At 67.9% G+C, this 16,158-nt stretch carries 15 protein-coding genes; 10 read left to right on the top strand and 5 right to left on the bottom strand.

From position 1 onward, the window contains the following. Positions 1–14 precede the first annotated feature (14 nt). From ACIBQ8_RS21610 to ACIBQ8_RS21585, 6 genes are all read left to right on the top strand, one after another. Positions 15–470 (top strand): hypothetical protein, encoded by a 456-nt coding sequence (locus ACIBQ8_RS21610; protein WP_397192821.1) that lies wholly within the window; start codon positions 15–17, stop codon positions 468–470. A gap of 382 nt (positions 471–852) precedes the next feature. Next, the gene (locus tag ACIBQ8_RS21605) at positions 853–1,293 is read left to right on the top strand and encodes a hypothetical protein (protein ID WP_397192820.1); all 441 of its coding nucleotides are present in this window, start codon (positions 853–855) and stop codon (positions 1,291–1,293) included. Next, positions 1,272–2,054, top strand: a complete 783-nt coding sequence (locus tag ACIBQ8_RS21600) for a hypothetical protein (RefSeq protein ID WP_397192819.1) — start codon at positions 1,272–1,274, stop codon at positions 2,052–2,054. The genes ACIBQ8_RS21605 and ACIBQ8_RS21600 overlap by 22 nt, the downstream gene beginning before the upstream one ends. Then, the gene (locus ACIBQ8_RS21595) at positions 2,054–2,740 is read left to right on the top strand and encodes an SAF domain-containing protein (RefSeq protein WP_397192818.1); all 687 of its coding nucleotides are present in this window, start codon (positions 2,054–2,056) and stop codon (positions 2,738–2,740) included. Before ACIBQ8_RS21600 ends, ACIBQ8_RS21595 begins: the two co-directional genes overlap by 1 nt. Continuing rightward, entirely contained in the window at positions 2,740–3,498 is a 759-nt protein-coding gene (locus tag ACIBQ8_RS21590; RefSeq protein ID WP_397192817.1) for a hypothetical protein, read from the top strand. Before ACIBQ8_RS21595 ends, ACIBQ8_RS21590 begins: the two co-directional genes overlap by 1 nt. Then, positions 3,495–3,692 (top strand): hypothetical protein, encoded by a 198-nt coding sequence (locus tag ACIBQ8_RS21585; RefSeq protein WP_364343914.1) that lies wholly within the window; start codon positions 3,495–3,497, stop codon positions 3,690–3,692. The genes ACIBQ8_RS21590 and ACIBQ8_RS21585 overlap by 4 nt, the downstream gene beginning before the upstream one ends. Here ACIBQ8_RS21585 and ACIBQ8_RS21580 read toward each other — a convergent pair. From ACIBQ8_RS21580 to ACIBQ8_RS21560, 5 genes are read right to left on the bottom strand one after another with little or no spacing between them, the layout of a single operon-like run. Next, on the bottom strand, positions 3,658–6,219 hold the full coding sequence (locus ACIBQ8_RS21580; RefSeq protein ID WP_397192816.1) for a beta-galactosidase: 2,562 nt from the start codon (positions 6,217–6,219) through the stop codon (positions 3,658–3,660). The two genes, ACIBQ8_RS21585 and ACIBQ8_RS21580, sit on opposite strands and share 35 nt — an antisense overlap. Beyond that, positions 6,216–7,073, bottom strand: coding sequence for a carbohydrate ABC transporter permease (locus tag ACIBQ8_RS21575; protein ID WP_397192815.1), 858 nt, complete (start codon positions 7,071–7,073; stop codon positions 6,216–6,218). The genes ACIBQ8_RS21580 and ACIBQ8_RS21575 overlap by 4 nt, the downstream gene beginning before the upstream one ends. Beyond that, positions 7,070–8,002 carry a carbohydrate ABC transporter permease gene (locus ACIBQ8_RS21570; RefSeq protein WP_397192814.1) on the bottom strand — a complete coding sequence of 311 codons (933 nt, stop codon included), beginning with the start codon at positions 8,000–8,002 and terminating at the stop codon, positions 7,070–7,072. Before ACIBQ8_RS21570 ends, ACIBQ8_RS21575 begins: the two co-directional genes overlap by 4 nt. 53 nt (positions 8,003–8,055) lie before the next feature. Beyond that, positions 8,056–9,351 (bottom strand): sugar ABC transporter substrate-binding protein, encoded by a 1,296-nt coding sequence (locus tag ACIBQ8_RS21565; protein ID WP_364343902.1) that lies wholly within the window; start codon positions 9,349–9,351, stop codon positions 8,056–8,058. Between the two features lie 20 nt (positions 9,352–9,371). After that, the gene (locus ACIBQ8_RS21560) at positions 9,372–10,559 is read right to left on the bottom strand and encodes an ROK family protein (protein WP_364343899.1); all 1,188 of its coding nucleotides are present in this window, start codon (positions 10,557–10,559) and stop codon (positions 9,372–9,374) included. A 165-nt stretch (positions 10,560–10,724) separates the two neighbouring features. Between ACIBQ8_RS21560 and ACIBQ8_RS21555 the strand changes: the two genes are divergently transcribed. The 4 genes from ACIBQ8_RS21555 (at position 10,725) to ACIBQ8_RS21540 (ending at position 16,023) form a co-directional block, all read left to right on the top strand. After that, the gene (locus ACIBQ8_RS21555; protein ID WP_397192813.1) at positions 10,725–13,283 is read left to right on the top strand and encodes an RICIN domain-containing protein; all 2,559 of its coding nucleotides are present in this window, start codon (positions 10,725–10,727) and stop codon (positions 13,281–13,283) included. Between the two features lie 80 nt (positions 13,284–13,363). Continuing rightward, positions 13,364–15,022 (top strand): alpha-L-fucosidase, encoded by a 1,659-nt coding sequence (locus ACIBQ8_RS21550; protein WP_397192812.1) that lies wholly within the window; start codon positions 13,364–13,366, stop codon positions 15,020–15,022. Positions 15,023–15,210: 188 nt separating this feature from the next. Continuing rightward, the gene (locus ACIBQ8_RS21545; protein ID WP_364343887.1) at positions 15,211–15,384 is read left to right on the top strand and encodes a hypothetical protein; all 174 of its coding nucleotides are present in this window, start codon (positions 15,211–15,213) and stop codon (positions 15,382–15,384) included. Between the two features lie 294 nt (positions 15,385–15,678). Then, positions 15,679–16,023 carry a DUF4158 domain-containing protein gene (locus ACIBQ8_RS21540; protein WP_397192811.1) on the top strand — a complete coding sequence of 115 codons (345 nt, stop codon included), beginning with the start codon at positions 15,679–15,681 and terminating at the stop codon, positions 16,021–16,023. The last annotated feature ends 135 nt before the right edge of the window (positions 16,024–16,158 follow it).

The raw sequence follows: 16,158 nt of genomic DNA, 5'->3' as shown, positions 1-16,158 counted from the left end.
TACCCAACCCTCACTTGACGAAGTTGACCAATTACTTAAAGTTATCTTCTCTGGTCGGCGGAAACCGGGAGATGGGAGAACGAGTGGCAGTACGGGCGTGGACGGCGGCAGGCATCCTGGTGGGTGCTCTGATGCCGGGGGCGACGGCACACGCAGGCACAACTGAGGGCTGGCAGGCCAGCTACGGCGACGGCAGGGTGATCGTGCTGCCGGATCGATCTGCGGTCAAGGTCTGCGACGGAAGGGTCGACGACCGCGTCTACAAAGCGGTCTGGATGAACGACAACAAGATCGACGCGCGAAGGCCGTTCGAGGTGCGCGCCCCCCAGGGGGGCTGCGAGACCGACAGTTCGGTCCTTGGTGATGTGTGGGTTTCAAGCTCTGTTGGGGACATCTCGACGCCAAGCGGCATGTGGTCTGGGAGAAATGCGGGACGCCGGTTTGGGCGAAGCCCAAGCCTGACGATGTGAGATAGAAGGCGAGAGGGGGCGGGGTGGCCCCCTCGCGGCGCTCCCCTTGACGCCATCAAGGCGGCTCGCGCCATTGGGGGCCGGCGAGTTGGTGCCGCGCATTTCGTCGTGCCGTCGGGTCGGTGAGTGCCCGTCCGGTCTGGGGGGCACCTCGCGCAACATTTTTCAGGACGCGCTGTTCTCGGTCTTATCAATGAATTTATCGAACCATATGCCACCGTTTGGGTTCATGTAATCACTTGGAGTCGAAATGGCGATAGTCGTGGGGTCTCGCGCCCGTGCCGCAACTCTTTTGCTCGTTCCGTTGGTCGTAGGGGCATGCCAAGCGACGCCTTCCTCGACTCCGCCTCCACGCAGATCGACGCCCACGACGCCGACCGCTGTGGCGACAGAGCAGGCAACTCGTCCGCACGACCTGATCGTGCAGACGTACTCGGCATACTGGTCCGTCCTCGCCGAGGCGGGGAGGTCGTCCCCTGAGAGAGCGCGCGAGTTGCTGCAGCCGTACGCGAGGGGCGGCTATCTCGACCATCTGGTCGACGGCGTCCGAGACATGGTCGCGCAGGGACGCGAGCCGTTTGGTCAGGCCGTGCCTCGGATCAAGGAAGTGCGGGTGAGTGGCGCATACGCCGAGGTCACAGACTGCCTGGATATGTCGGGTGCTGCCATGGCAGATCGCCGCACTCACCGGCTTCTTCCGGAGACTGCCGACGCCAAAACCACCACGACGGTTACGGCAGCCTTGGAACGTTCCCATGACGGGCGGTGGCGGCTGACGGACCTGAGTATGAAAGGAACGACATGCACCTCGCCGTCGCGGTGAGCGCGATCCTGGCTACGGCATTGCATGGGCCGCCGCATGACGACAACGGAGCCGTCCGGCTGGGCGGGAACTGGGTCACGTATAGCTCACACGGGCAGGTGAGCCGTGGTGGCACCGCTCAAGGGGCCCGGAGAGCGTCGGGTGGCACCTTCAGCGGCTGCCACAGCATCGACGGAGGCTCGATCAGCTACATCGAGTGTGAGCGCGGCCCTGACAGTAAACGGAACATCTTCAACGCCGTTGCTCCTGATCAGCCAGGTCCTGGGGTCTCGCCAGAAGACCTCATGAAGGAGGCGCGACGTCTCCTCACTCCGCCGCAGCCGGGGATCGTCACCGCGCCACCCCGGGGGAAGAACGGCTACGTAGGGCTGCGGCAGTTCTTCTGGGTGCAGCCCGCTCAGTGGCATGCGATCAGTAAGAAGGTCACGGCAGGACCTGTATGGGCCGAGGTGACCGCCACTCCCTCGAAGCTGACCGTTCAGCCCGGCGCGGGTCAGAAGGCCCTCACATGCTCGGGCCCGGGAGCGCCCTATGACCACGCGAAATCTCCCGACGATCAGAACCTTGGATGCACCTACGTGTTCACGCAGTCGAGCGCTGGGCTCCCAGGGTCCCAGTACCAGGTGAAGGTCTCGGTGGTCTGGACGGCTCGATGGGTCGGATCGGGTGGCTCCGGTGGGCCGGTGGCACCCATCACAACCTCGACGACGTTTCCGCTGCGGATCGGCGAGGCGCCGGCGCTGGTTGGAAGGGGTTCCTGATGGCTCGCGAGATGACTTCCGATGCATCGGGACAGCTGTCCGCAGCTGACCCGCCTCCGACACGTGCCCCCAAGCTCCTGTCGCAGCCGCGTCAGCGTCGGCGTAGCTCGCTGGTGTTCGGGACGCTTGTGGTCGCCGGCGGCGCATTCCTCACCGTCCAGACGGTAATGCGGCTGAACGATCGTGAGCCGGTGCTGGTGGTCACGCAGGATGTGGCGCTCGGGCAGCCTTTCACCGCGCAGAACATCTCGACTGCCATGGTGGGCGCCGACCAGGCCGTCGCCGCTGTCGGCGGTCATGAGCTGCAGCGGGTGATCGGCAAGCGGGCGGCCGTCGATTTGATGAAGGGCGTGCTCGTCCAGTCCCGGATGGTGACTGATCAGGTCACACCCCTGACTGATCAGCAGCTCATTCCGATCGCCGTCAAGCCCAGTCGGCTCCCGGCCAGGGGGCTACGACCTGGTGATCGACTTCTGGTGGTGCCCGCCTCGGATGCTCAGACCGTCCCTGATGACGTCAAGGCCTCGTCCGGAGGGGTCGAGGCTGTGGTGGATCAGGTCAAGGGGCCGGACAACGACGGGCTGATGGTGGTGGACGTCCTCGTGCCCAGTCAGGAGGGCCCCAGGCTGGCCGCGCTGGCGTCAGACGGGAACATCGCCATGGCCCTGACGCCCAGGAGGCCTTGATGGGGATGTTCGCGCTGATGAGTCCGGGCGGGTCTCCCGGCGTCACCACCACGGCATTGGCCACGACGTACGTCTGGGAGGGGCGGGCGCTGCTGGCCGAGTGCGACCCTCAGGGCGGCAGCGTCTTGCCGGGCTTCCTCGCCGGAAGCATGGACGGGCACGAGTACGGGCTGCTGGAGCTGGCCTTGGCCGCCGCTCACCACTCGGACCCGGCCATCATGTGGAAGCACGTCATCGCACTTGATCAGGACGCGAGGAAGTGGCTGCTGCTTCCCGGACTGCGTGATCCCCGCCACCTCGTGCAGTTGGAAGGTGCCTGGGAGACCGTCGCAGGGGTGCTCATGGCCGCTCAGGAGAAGGTCGATGTGGTCGTCGACGTGGGGCAGATCGGCCGGTCCGACACGCCGATGAGCCTGATCGCGGCCTGTGATGTGGCGGTCATGCTGGTGCGGCCGACACTGCGGCATGTGGTTCAGGCCCGCCCGCGGCTCGACGCGTTGGGGCGCCGGGTAGGAACGGATGTCTCGGTCGGGCTGTGCACTGTCGGCGGTGGGCCGTACACCTCTCAGGAGGTCAGCAAGGCGCTCTTCGATCTGCCTGTGCTCGCGCAGATCCCTGACGACTGGAGGGCGGCCATGGTGTTGTCCGACGGCGTGCCGGCCAGGAAGTCCTTTCATCGGTCCGGCCTGTTGCGCGGTGCTTCACGGCTGGGGTCGGCGATGAGGTCGCATCTGGAGAAGAAGGTGACGGCGTCATGAGCGACTCCTGGCCGCCGCGGACCACGATGGATCCGATCGTCTTTCCGCAAGCCGAGGTGGTGCCCCACGATCGGGCGTTCCGCGAGGCGGTGCTGGCCGTATCGGCCGCGGTCGCCGACGATCTGAGGGACAGCGAGGATCGCGACGACGCCCGGCGGATCATCCAGACGGGGCGTCGATCGGCCCGTCAATGATGATCTCGTCGAGTTGACCCATGCCCGTGGTGGTGCTTTCGAGGTAGAGGTCGAGGCCGTCGCGGAGCCATGGGGCGGGGATGACGAGCAGGTCGCCGCGTCCGCCACGGAGCGTCGCCCCGGGGGGCGGCGGGCCGATCCAGACCCGGCCGAGGTTCCGGCCACCGGCCAGGGCGGTGGCCAGCAGCCCCGCCCCACGGAACCTGACCGTCACGTTCGCGTCACTTGCGGGGCCGAGATCGCCCAGGTGCAGCCATCGCGCCTGACCGGCCGGTACGGCGACCGGCAGCTCAGCGGCTACGAGGTCGGCGCCGCGGCGGGCGGTCAGCAGCTCCGCCGTCCCTTGGGCGGCCACGTCCCAGCCCTCGATGAGGCGGCCTCGCAACAGCTCGACGTCCCCAGTGGGCTCACCCCAGGCACGGTGCACGTCGACGGTCAGCTCGTCGCCCTGACGCAGGTCGTCCAGCCACAGCACCGGGGTCAGAGGAGTGATCGTACCCAGAACGGTTCCGTTGAGCGCGACGTCGAGCCGGGCCTGACCCTCCTTCACCCGCAGCGCGGCGGGCCCGGGGCGGTCGACGACGCGCCGGTAGCGGATGGTCTGCGGGAAGCAGGCCGTCATCCAGCCGCCGAGCCCGCCACGCGGCGGTGGGGCGGACGAGGGGTCCGCGTCCGGACCGACCAGCCATCCCTCGGACAGGCGGGTGATGTCGGTGACGGCCAGGACGCCGGCGATGCCGCGCAGCGAGCCGAGCCGGAGCGCGGGCAGGCGGCCGTCGTCGAAGTTGGAGTGGCCCCAGATGCGCGCTGTGATGATCAGGTCCGCGTCCTGGGCGGGATCCGGGAGGGGCAGCCACAGGTCGCCTCCGCCGCTGGCGACCCAGCCGAGTGAGGTCGACGCGACCCGCACGTCGATCACGTCGGCGGCCGAGCGCAGTACCAGCCCGGTCACGCCGCGCAGGTCGGCGGCGGTGCGGTAGCGGCCGGCGCCGCAATACACGCCGAGCCGTTCGAGTGGCTGGGCGGCGGTTCTCTCCGTGACGGTGCGCCAGGCGCCGACAGGTCCGGACACGTGGGCCGACGTCACCGCGTACGCCGTGGTCGGCCGTGCGGGCGGCGGAGTCTGGGCCGGTTCGAACACCAACCTCAGTGCGCCGACCGCCGTCGTGATCAGCACGGATCCGTTCGAGCCGGTCACGCGCAGGGTGTCGGCCCGCACGTCGCCTTCGGTCTGTGCGGACCAGTCGCCGCTGACCGTCAGCTGGATCTCGGTGTGGCCCCGGGTGGCGAACGTGGCCACCGCCTCACCGGGCCGCTCGGCGAGACCGGTGAGCTCGGCCGTGGCGGTGAGCCGCACGCCTGCTCCGGGCAACGGGAGATCACGGACGAGGAGCAGGCAACTGGCCGCCGGCACGGTGACGGTGAGCGACTCGTCCACCTCGGCGCTGATGTCGGCGTCCGCCAGATTGGTCAGCGACAGCAGCTGCCCTCCGCCATGGAGGTCGAGCGCGTACGCGGGCCCGTACTCGCCGACCGGGACGGCCGCGGCCAGACGCGGGCCGAGCGCGTCTACGAGCGCGGCCAGCCGCCGGGCTTCCACGGCGTCGGGCCGCTCGGCTCCGGCCGGGTCGAGCACGCCGCCGAAGTCGTAGTCGTGGGTCATGAAGCCGAGCACGTCGCCCCAGTTGTTGACGGCGGTGCCGTATTCGCCGTTCCAGCCCGACGCCTGCAGGTACGGGCCGAGCAGCCGCGCGCCGCACACCAGCAGTCGCTTGAGCGTGCGGTGCAGCCGGTTGGTCTCGGTCACCAGCAGCGGCAGGTCCTGTTTGCGTAGTGCCTCCTCGTAGTGCGCGGCGTGCCGTTCGACGTCGGAGGAGTCGTCGTCGGGATACAGGTTCACTGCCGCGGCGACGTCGGTCGCCGTCCCGCCGGCGCGTACGATGTCGCCCTGGCCGGCGCAGGCCACGAGGGGCACCTCGATGCCGTGTGTACGAGCCGAGCGGGCCAGCACCTCGACGTAGCCGCCGGGGTCGTCGCAGTCGAAGAAGTCGAGCTCGTTCTCCACCTGCACGAGCATCACAGGCCCGCCGCGGGTGTGCTGGTGGCGGGCCAGGATCGGCATGATCCGCCTGAACCACCGTTCCACCTCGGCGAGGTAGCGTGGCTCGTTCTGGCGCAGCCGCAGCCCATCGGTGAGCGGCAGCCACGCCGGCAGCCCGCCGCCGTCCCATTCCGAGCAGATGTAAGGGCCCGGCCGGGCGAGCACCAATAGCCCGGCCGCGCGTGCCAGCTCAAGGAAGTGCTCGATGTCGCGCTGCCCAGAGAAGTCCCAGATGTCTGGTTCGGTCTCGTGGAAGTTCCACGGCACGTAGACGTCGAGCGCATGGTAACCCAGGCGGGCGACGGCGGCGATACGGTCGCGCCACTGCTCGCGCGGCACCCGGAAAGGGAACAGCGAGGCGCACAGCAGCACCCGTGGCACGCCGTCAATGCGCAGCTCGGTGCCGGCCAGTTCGACAGATCTCATTTCAGTCCTGCGCTTCCGCTGACGAGGCCAGCTTCGTAGAGGTACTTCTGGCCGAAGTGGTAGACAGCGACCATGGGGAGGATGAGGATGAGCGCGCCGACCATGACCATGTTCCAGGGCGGTGCCTGAGCGCCGGAGCTAGTCGCCGACAGCGCCTGGATGCCGAGTGCGAGCGGCATCTTCTCCTCGCTGTTGATGTAGATCAGCGGGCCGAAGAAATAGCCCCAGTTGAAGGTGAACGTGAAGATCGTCACCGCGACCAGCACGGGTTTCATCAGCGGCATGATGATCTGCCGGAACAGTCCGAAGTGGCCGAGGCCGTCGATCATCGCCGCTTCATCCAGCTCGGCGGGGATACGCGTGATGAACTGCCGCATGAGGAACACGTTGTAGGCGTTGGCGAAGAAGTTCGGCACGATGATCGGCAGCAGCGTGTCGATCCAGCCGAGGTTGCGGAACAGGACGAACTGCGGGATCAGCAGCACCTCGGCGGGGATCATCATGGTCGACAACAGCAGCGCGAAGAGCATGCCCTTGCCAGGCGCCCGCAGGCGGGCAAATCCGTAGGCCACCAGAGCACTGGAGAACGTCATCCCGACGCAGGAGAAGATGACGATGAGAGTGCTGTTGACCAGGAACCGTCCGATGGGCAGATCGGAGGTGAACGCCTCGACGAAGTTGCCGAACTCGAACTCGGCCGGCAGGAAGCTGAACGACAACTCGCGCGTGGTCTGGTCGCTCGACAGGGCGATCGACACCATGAAGACCAGCGGTGCCAGCAGGATCGCCGAGACCACGGTGAGCACGGCGTATCGGACGGCGGCTCCGCCCGCCCGGGTCACGCGGGGGTTCACGTACGCACTTCCGTCTCGTAGAAGACCCAGCCACGCGACGATCGGAGGATGCCGGCGCTGAGGATCATGATGATGATGAACAGGACCCAGGCCAGCGCGGAGGCGTAGCCCATGTGGTAGTAGCGGAAGGCATTGTCGTAGACGTAGGGCACGAGCATCAGGCTGGCGTTGGACGGGCCCGACTTGCCGTCGGTGAGCACGTACACCTGGGAGAAGACTTGGAACGCGGCGATCATGCCGGTGATCAGGTTGAAGAACAGGATGGGCGTGACCAAGGGGACGGAGATGTGCCAGAACTGTTGCCGCCGGTTCGCGCCGTCGATGCGGGCGGCCTCATACAGGGCTGGGGGCACCCCTTGCAGGGCGGCGATCAGCAGGATCGTGCCGGCGCCGACCTGCCACAGCGACAGCAGCACGATCGCCGGGATGATCCAGTTCTCGTCGAGCAGCCACGCCGGTCCCTCGATGCCGAACATCGCCAGGAAGCCGTTGACCGGGCCGGTCTGCGGGGCCAGCAGCCATCGGAAGATCATCGCCGAGGCTACGAGCGGCACCAGCGCCGGGATGTAGATGACGGTGCGGAACAAACGCGCGCCTTTGAACGGCCGGCTGAGCAGGTTCGCCAGGAACAGGGCGATGAGCAGCGACAACGGGACCGACACCACCGCGAAGTACAGTGTGTGGCGCAGTGCGGCCCAAAACAGCGGATCCTCGGTGAACAGCTCGACGTAGTTGTCGAATCCGATGAAGTTCGGCGCCTGGAACGAGTCCCAGTCGGTGAACGACAGCCCGAGCGAGGCGACCATCGGGATCGCGGTGAACACCACGAATCCGACGATCCACGGTGCCACGAAGGCGTAGAACGACCACGTCTCACGCCGGCGGAAGCGGCCGGCGCGGCGTAGGAGGGGAGCGGCGACGACCGCCATGAACCTTCCTTTCCGGTGCGGCGGCCGGGCACAGGGCATGCCCGGCCGGGGCGTCAGCGGACGATGCGTTCCAGGGACTGCTGGACCCGGTCCAGCCCGGCCTGCACCGAGTCCTCGCCCTTCCAGACCGGGGCGAGCTCGTCGGTGAACGCCTTCTGGATCTCGTTCCACTCGGGTACCAGCGGAGGGCTGTAGATCGCCGGCGCGGATTCGGTGAAGGCGGCCAGGTTGACGCCCGTGGTGTTCCAGGCGGGCTTCTTGAAGGCGTCGGAGGCGGCGACCTCCTGGTTGGCGGGCACGTCGAGGCCGCTGGTGACGATGGGGCCCTGGCCTTCGGCCGACGTCAGGAACGCCACCAGCTTGGCCGCGGCGTCCTTGTGCTCGCTCTGGCTGGCCACCGCCAGGCCGCTGCCGAAGGCGGGCACGGCGTTCTGCTTGCCGTGCCACAGCGGGGCGATGTCCCACTTGAGCTTGGTTTCCTTCAACGTGGCGATGTTCCAGAACCCGGTCGTCACCATCGCGAGCTTGCCCTGCGCGAACAGCGGGTCGGGCTGGCCGTTGTCCAGGCCGGCGTTGGCGTAGTCGACGGGGGAGGGGGCCGAGCGGTCCTTGAGCACCAGGTCGTTGTAGAACTGCAGCGCCTCGATGTTGACGGCGGAGTTCGCCACGGGTTTGCCCGACGCGTCGAGCACGCTGCCGCCGTTCTGGTACATCCAGGTCATCATCCACGGCCACCAGTCACCGGCGGCGTATCCCCAGGTCTTCACCTTGTCGCCGTCGCGGACGGTCAGTTTCTTGGCCGCCTCGCGGAACGTCGTCCAGTCCCACGTGCCGTCCGGGTACGGGACGCCCTGGGCGTCGAAGATCTCCTTGTTGTAGTAAAGCACCATCGCCCCGGCGCGATCGGGTGCCGCCCACAGCTTGCCGCCGGTGGAGTAGGTGGTGACCGAGCCCTGGCCGAAGCGGGCGACCGGGTCGACCCCCGCCTTCTTCAGATGCGGGGTGAGGTCCTCCAGCTGGCCCTTGCTTGAGTAGACGTTGACCGCCTCGGCGAGCATGAGCACGTCGGGGGCCTTGCCGCCGGCGAACATGGTCTGGACCTTGGTGTCGTAGTCCTCGGCGATCTGCACCAGCTGGACGTCGATGTCGGGCAGCGCCTTCTTGGCCAGCGCCAGGCGCTGTTCGAAGACGGTCTTGTCGGTCGCGCTGCCCCAGATGGTCAGCGTCAGGGACGTGGGGCCGCCGGCGGCGGGTTGTTCCTCGGACGAGCAGGCGCTGAGGCCGGTGGCGGTGACCGCGGCCAGCAGCACAGCCGCGATGCGGCGGTGGGGGGTGAGCCTTCCTAACATCTGTTTCCTTTCATGGTGGATCAGGCGTCGGGGACCGAGTCGAGGTAGCCCTCCAGGGCGTAGGCGGCGGCGCCGAGGCTGACGGAGTTGCCGCGTGGGTGCTGCAGCTCGAACGCCACCGCCGCCATCGGGACGGCCAGGGCGTGCGCCCGCAGGTGGGCCCGGGACCGGTCGAGCAAGTGCTTGCCGAGCAGCTCGGCCACCCAACTGCCCAGCAGGACGATGTCCGGATTGAGCAGGTTGACGATGGAGGCAGCGGCTATACCGAGGTAGCGGCTGGTCCGCTCGATGGCGTCGATCGCCGCCGGGTCGCCGTCGTCGGCGGCGGCGGCGAGTGCGGCGATGCTCGCGGTCTGATCATCGCCGTGCAGCAAGGGGCTATCGGGGGATGCCTCTCGCAGCGTCTGCAGGATCCCGGGCGCTCCAACGTACGCCTCGACGCAGCCCCGCGAGCCGCAACGGCAGGCGCGGCCGTCGGCCACGACCACGGTGTGCCCCCACTCGCCGGCGCTGTTCATGCGCCCGCGCAGCACGTTGCCGCCGAGCGCGATGCCCGCGCCGACGCCGGTGCCGAGGTTGAGCACGACGAAGTCCTGGCCGCGCCGCTCGGGATGCGACCAGATCTCGGCGATGGCCAGGCACTTCAGCGGGTTGTCGAGGAACAGGGGCGCGTCGACCGAGTCGGCCAGCAGGGCCAGTAAAGGCACGTCGTGCCAGTCCCAGTTGGGGGCGAACACCGACGTGCCGCCCGCCTGGTCGACCTGGCCGGGGGCGGAGACACCGACGCCGAGCAGAGTGCGGCCCTCGTGGCGGACGCGTTCGACGGCGATGGCGTGTTTGACCCGCTCGACGACCTGTTCGGGGCTGCGGTTGAGCGCGTCGATGTCGTACTCGGTCGAGGAGATGGGCTCCAGGGCCGCGTCGAACGCCTCGACGTGGACGTAGGTCTCGGCGATGTCGACGCCGAGCAGGAACCCGTGGTCGCCGTTGAGCGCGAGCTTCGCGGTGGGGCGGCCGGCGGGCGCGCGCTGGCGGGCCACTTCGACGACGATGCCGAGCTCCAGCAGCTTCGTGCAGATGGCCGCGACGGTCGCGAAGCTCAGACCGGTCTGGCTGACGAGCTCGCGTCGGCTGGCCTCGCCGCCGGCGTGGATGCTGCGGACGACGGCGAAGGAGTTCATCCTGCGGATGTCTGCCGCTGTGCGCATCTGCGCTCTCCCTGAGGTCGTGGATGGTCGGTTATTCTTGGGGTCGGAAATATTAATGTCAAGACTAGTTCTTTGTCTCGTAATAATGCACGGTGATCCCAGGCCGGCCCAGAGGCTCTCTCCAGCGGCGGCCGTACCTTCACCCCCTCTTCTCACGAGGCGCAGATGAGACGCACCCCCCTCAAAACCCTGTTAGGAAGCCTGCTGCTGACGGCGGCCACCGGAGCCGTCGCACTCAACCCCGCCCCGGCCGCCGCAGCGGCCGCGATCACCTCGCCCGTCAACCCCAACCTCGTGCTGCAGGACGAGTTCCAGGGCTTCGGCACCTCGCTGGCCTGGTGGAGCGACGTCGTGGGCGGATGGAGCGAACCCGCCCGGTCGCAGCTCATGGACTACCTGTTCGCCGACTCCTTCACGCTCGACGGCAAGACCGTGCAGGGCATCGATCTCAGCATCGCCCGCTACAACGCCGGTGCCAGCGAGCCCGGCGTGTCCTACCCGGTCGTCGACCCGCACCTGCCACCGCGCAACGGCGCCTGGATCGACAGCCTCATCCAGGCCAATGGCAGCTACGACTGGAGCGTCGACGCCAACCAGCGCTGGGTCCTCGCCCAGGCCGCGCAGCGCGGGGTGAGCACGTTCGAACTGTTCGCGAACTCCGCGCCCTGGTGGATGACCTACAGTGGGCACCCGGCGGGCCGGTACTCCCACAACTCGCCCGAAGGCTGCTCGCACAGCAACCTGCGCCCCGAGTACCAGGACGACTTCGCCGGCTATCTGGCCACGGTGGCGCAGCGCTTCTCCACCGTGGGTGTCGACGGGCCGGGCAGCCCCAAGGTGAATTTCCGCACCATCGAGCCGTTCAACGAGCCCTCGAACGGCTGGTGGTGCTGGGGCAACAACCAGGAAGGCACCTACCTCACCGCCGCCGAGCAGAGCTCCATCCTCACCAACCTGCGCACGGCGCTGAACTCGCGCGGCATGAACACCGAACTCGCCGCGACCGACAGTAACAACTACTGGCTGATGGTCTCCGAGTACGACGCCCTGTCCCCGGCCGCCCGCGCCGAACTCGGCCAGGTCAACGCGCACGGTTACGCCGGATCCGACCCGACCCCCATCCGCGACCGCGTCCAGGGGAACGACCTGCGGTTCTGGCAGTCCGAATGGGGCCCGGCCGACTGGGGCGGCTACAACATCACCTCTGAACTCGACGCCGGTCTGGAACTGGCCACCCGGGTCACCAACGACCTGTCCTATGTCGGCGCCAACGGCTGGCTCTACTGGCAGGCCGTCGAGGACAGCTCACGCGGCAGCGGACCCGGATACTGGGGCCTGATCCAGGCACCGCTCGACGGGTCGGCGCAGACCTACGACCTGCAGAAGCAGTTCTACACGCTGGGCCAGTACAGCAAGTTCATCAAGCCCGGGTACAAGATCATCGATGCGGGGAACGGCAAATCGGTCGCCGCTTTCGACCCGGTAAGCCACAAGCTCGTGCTGGTCACCTACAACGACACCGCCGAGAGCCTGCCGGTGAACTTCGACCTCAGCAGGTTCACCACGACCGGCGTGAGCGCGCAGGGGTGGCGCACCTCGGCCACGGAGAACCTGGCGCAGCTCGCCCCGGTGTCGGTCTCCTCCGGCACGCTGGCCGCCACCGTGCCCGCGAACTCGGTGGTGTCGTACGTGCTGAGCAACGTCGGCCACAACGCCGCAGGCACAACGGCCGAGATCGTGAACGACGCGGCCGCGACGTACACCGGTTCCTGGTCGGACGTCGGCTACAGCGGCGGCGCGGTCGGCGCGTACGGGTTGTGGGACCAGGACGAGCACTCCTCGCAGGCCACCGCCGCCACCGCCGCCTACACCTTCCACGGCACCAAGGCCACGCTGTTCGCCACGCAGGCGCCTACCAGCGGCAAGGTCGGGATCTCGGTCGACGGGGGCGCGGAGACCACCGTCAACCTGTACAATACCGTCCGCCTCGACGGCGTGCGCGTCTGGTCCAGCGCCGCCCTGGCCGCGGGCCGGCACACGCTGACGGTACGCGTCCTGGGGCAGAGCGGCGCGCCGGGCGGCGGGGTCTGGGGGAACGTCGACCGGCTCGTCGTGGAGGACTCCTCTTGGACCCAGTGCGCCACCGAGGACCAGATCTGCGCGTTCACCGGCACCTCCGAGGTGCGCTACGGAGCGGACGGCGACGAGGTGCGAGCCGTGCACACCGGCGGCGTCGCCTGCACCGGGGCCGTGTTCGGCCACACCACGCCCGGCGCCGATCGGTGCTGGCGACGTGACGTGTCCACCGCGCAGCTCGTGGCCCAGCACAGCCAGCAGTGCCTGGGCGTAGGGGACAGCGCCACCACGGCGGGCGCCGACGTCATCCAATGGCCCTGTACGACCGTCGCCGACCAGCGCTGGACCCTGGAGAAGACGGCGAAGGGGTACCGGCTCAAGCCGGCGCACGCCACCGGCATGTGCCTGGACGTGGCCGGTGCCTCCAGCGCCGACGGGGCGGACGTGGTGCAGTGGACCTGCGGCACGGGCGCCAACCAGGAATGGGATCTCACCTACGAGCGCGAGGGCTACTACCGGGTGAGCCCCAACCATGCGACCGGCAGATGCATGGACGTCACCGGGGCGACCACCGCGCCAGGCGGCGACGTCGTCCAGTACGGCTGCAACGGCTATCCCAACCAGCTCTGGAAGCTCGCCAAGGCGTAACCCCGGGCCGGGGCCGCGCTGACGGCCCCGGCCTCCGCCCCCCATCTCCTGGCACTTCGGAGGTCACCGTGTCGACATCCATGAACCGCAGACAACTTCTCACGGCCGCCGCGCTCACCGCCGCCGCCACCATCGGCGGCCTGACGGCCTTCCAGCAGCCTGCCGCCGCCTACACCGTCCCCTCGCGGATGGCCTGGTGGTACGCCGCCCGCTTCGGCATGTTCATCCACTTCGGCTCCTACTCCTACGCCGGTCGCGGGGAGTGGGTCTTCAACAACGAGAACTGGTCCAAGGCCGACTACCAGCAGCAGGTCTCGGCGAACTTCAACCCGACCGGTTTCAGCGCGGCGACCATCGTCGGCCTGGCCAAGGCCGCCGGGATGAAGTACCTCGTCATCACCGCCAAGCACCACGAGGGCTTGGCCATGTGGAACTCCAACGTCGCCGGCTTCACCGACTACACCGGCACCCGCCAGTACGACCTGCACGACTACTCCGGATACCAGTCCGACCTGCTCGCGGCACTCAAAGCGGAGTGCGACAGGCAGGGCATCAGGTTCGGCCTCTACTACTCGATCATGGACTGGAACCACTCCTCGCAGACGATCCGCCAATGGGACGGCGCCTTCACCACCATGTCCTCCCAGGCGGCCCGCACGGCCTACATCAACGACATGAAGGCCCACCTGCAGGAACTGCTGACCAGGTACGACCCGGCGATCCTCTGGTTCGACGGCGACTGGTGCGACAACCCGGCCACCCCCACCCTCGAAGACTGGTGGACCAAGGCCGACGGACAGGACCTCTACAACTGGCTGCTCGCCCGCAAACCGAACCTCATCGTCAACGAGCGCGTCAAACGCGGCCTGGGCCTGGGCGACTTCGAGTGCCCGGAGGAGATGGTGCCCGCGCGTGCCCTCCCACGCCCGTGGGAGACCAACTGCACGATGAACGGCGCCTGGGGCTACAACGCCGGCAGGGAGAACTCCTACCGCTCGTTCACCACGATCATCCAGGAGCTGGTGACCGTCGTCAGCCGCGACGGAAACTACCTGCTCAACATCGGGCCCACCGGCGAGGGCACGGTCACCGCCGGGTCGGCCGGCATTCTCGATGCTGTCGGCACGTGGATGGCAACCCACGGCGACAGCATTTACGCCACCACCGGCAGCCCGTTCACATGGGAGCCATGGTGGGGCCGGTTCACCAAGAAGCCGGGCAGGCTCTACGCGCACGTGTTCCACTGGCCCTCCGACGGACGCCTGCGCATCCCCGCGCTCCAGAACACCATCAACCGGGTCTACCTGCTCAACGCGCCCGGCCGGACGCTGAGCCACACGGTCTCCGGCGGCTACATCAACTTCACGGTCCCCACGACCGCGCCGAACGCGCACGCCTCCGTCGTCGTGGTCGAGGTCAGCGGAGACCCCAAACCGGCCACCACCCCGGCCATCGTCTCGGGCGGCGTCTACAAGCTGATGTGCCGGCGCAGCGGCAAGGCTCTGGACAACGGCAACACCGATGGCGAGGGGGCCGGCGTGCTCCAGTGGAGCGACAACGGCGAGTCCCAGCAGCGGTGGACGATCACGAGTGTCGGGGCCGGCTACTACAAGCTGATCTGTCAGCGCAGCGGCAAGGCTCTGGACAACGGCAACACCGATGGCGAGGGCGCTGGCACCATCCAGTGGAGCGACAACGGCGGCCAGCCGCAGCAGTGGCAGCTCATCCGTGTCGGCTGACTTCGCGCCGCGGCCGCACTTCCCCTGCTCACCCATATTGAGTCGGGACGAGATCGGTGCCCGGCCGCGCCGCTTGGCCCTCATGCATCTGCAGGAGCAACCTGGCATGCGAGTGGGAGCGGGACGGCGAACCGGGGTTACTGTCACGTTCGTTGACAGTCGAGGTCTGAGCAGGCAAGTCTTGCCCGATGGCTGAGTCTGAGGGTGTCGCGTTCGTCCGGGCGGATGTTGAGCAGTTCTGCGCGGAGCTAGTGGGGGTGGCACCGGCGATCAGGCTGGCCAGGCTGGCGGAGTTGCGGGTGATGCTGGACAACGTGGTGGCGGCGGCCTTCGGCGGAGGCGATGGCAGAGGCGCGGTATGAGGGGTGGGGGCTGCGTCGGATCGGTCGGCAGATCGGGATGTCGCACGAGCAGGTACGGCGGACGCTGGCCGAGCCCTCACCCGCTCCGGGGCGCACCTCACCTCACGGGGAGAGCCGTGAACGCCTCGCCCCCGCCTGGGCCATGGGGCGAACATCACGTTTCATGATCAATGTCACGGATTTACTCTGACTGGACATCTGAAGATCATCTCGATGTCACACTTTCGGCTGATAGCGGGCCGGGGACTCAGCCTGGCCCACGGTCAGCTTCCTCACCGAGGACCAGCGCAGTAGGTGGGGCAGGGTTCAACGAGGTGCCCGACCTCACCCAGCTGGGCGGGTTCTTCCATCTGGAGGCCCGCTGATCGGCGGCGGGCGATGGCCGCGAACGGAGCTCGCAACCAGCTCGGTTGGGCCGTCCAGCTCGGGACGGCTCGGTTCTTGAATTGCTTCTTGGAAGATCCGGAGGACGTGCCGGCCGTGGTGGTCGACTACGTCGCCGAGCAGCTCTGCTTGGATCCCTCCGTGCTCAAGGGCGCCGATCGTGCTGCTGGACCTGGTCACTCACCGTTTGGTCAAGGCGAAGATCTTGCTTCCCGGCGTCATCACCATGGAGCGGATGATTTCGGAGATCCGTGAGCGGGCCGCGTTACGCCAGTACAAGATCCTCACCGCCGCGCCCAGCCCGGGTCAGAAGAGCGCGCTGGAGGAGCTGGTCACGGTGACCGGGGGGCGGCGGATCTCGGGGCTGGACCGGCTGCGTAAGAGTCCCAC

The organism is Nonomuraea sp. NPDC049646, assembly GCF_044465525.1.
Taxonomy (GTDB): domain Bacteria; phylum Actinomycetota; class Actinomycetes; order Streptosporangiales; family Streptosporangiaceae; genus Nonomuraea.
Note: the sequence above shows the minus strand (reverse complement) of the source record. Positions and strands in the feature narration are given on the sequence as shown.

Coding starts and splice junctions, on each gene's coding strand:
- ACIBQ8_RS21560 (WP_364343899.1), bottom strand. CDS start 10,559: ATGCGCACAGCGGCAGACATCCGCAGGATGAACTCCTTCGCCGTCGTC.
- ACIBQ8_RS21585 (WP_364343914.1), top strand. CDS start 3,495: ATGAGCGACTCCTGGCCGCCGCGGACCACGATGGATCCGATCGTCTTT.
- ACIBQ8_RS21545 (WP_364343887.1), top strand. CDS start 15,211: ATGGCTGAGTCTGAGGGTGTCGCGTTCGTCCGGGCGGATGTTGAGCAG.
- ACIBQ8_RS21580 (WP_397192816.1), bottom strand. CDS start 6,219: ATGAGATCTGTCGAACTGGCCGGCACCGAGCTGCGCATTGACGGCGTG.
- ACIBQ8_RS21595 (WP_397192818.1), top strand. CDS start 2,054: ATGGCTCGCGAGATGACTTCCGATGCATCGGGACAGCTGTCCGCAGCT.
- ACIBQ8_RS21590 (WP_397192817.1), top strand. CDS start 2,740: ATGGGGATGTTCGCGCTGATGAGTCCGGGCGGGTCTCCCGGCGTCACC.
- ACIBQ8_RS21600 (WP_397192819.1), top strand. CDS start 1,272: ATGCACCTCGCCGTCGCGGTGAGCGCGATCCTGGCTACGGCATTGCAT.
- ACIBQ8_RS21565 (WP_364343902.1), bottom strand. CDS start 9,351: ATGTTAGGAAGGCTCACCCCCCACCGCCGCATCGCGGCTGTGCTGCTG.
- ACIBQ8_RS21550 (WP_397192812.1), top strand. CDS start 13,364: ATGAACCGCAGACAACTTCTCACGGCCGCCGCGCTCACCGCCGCCGCC.
- ACIBQ8_RS21555 (WP_397192813.1), top strand. CDS start 10,725: ATGAGACGCACCCCCCTCAAAACCCTGTTAGGAAGCCTGCTGCTGACG.
- ACIBQ8_RS21570 (WP_397192814.1), bottom strand. CDS start 8,002: ATGGCGGTCGTCGCCGCTCCCCTCCTACGCCGCGCCGGCCGCTTCCGC.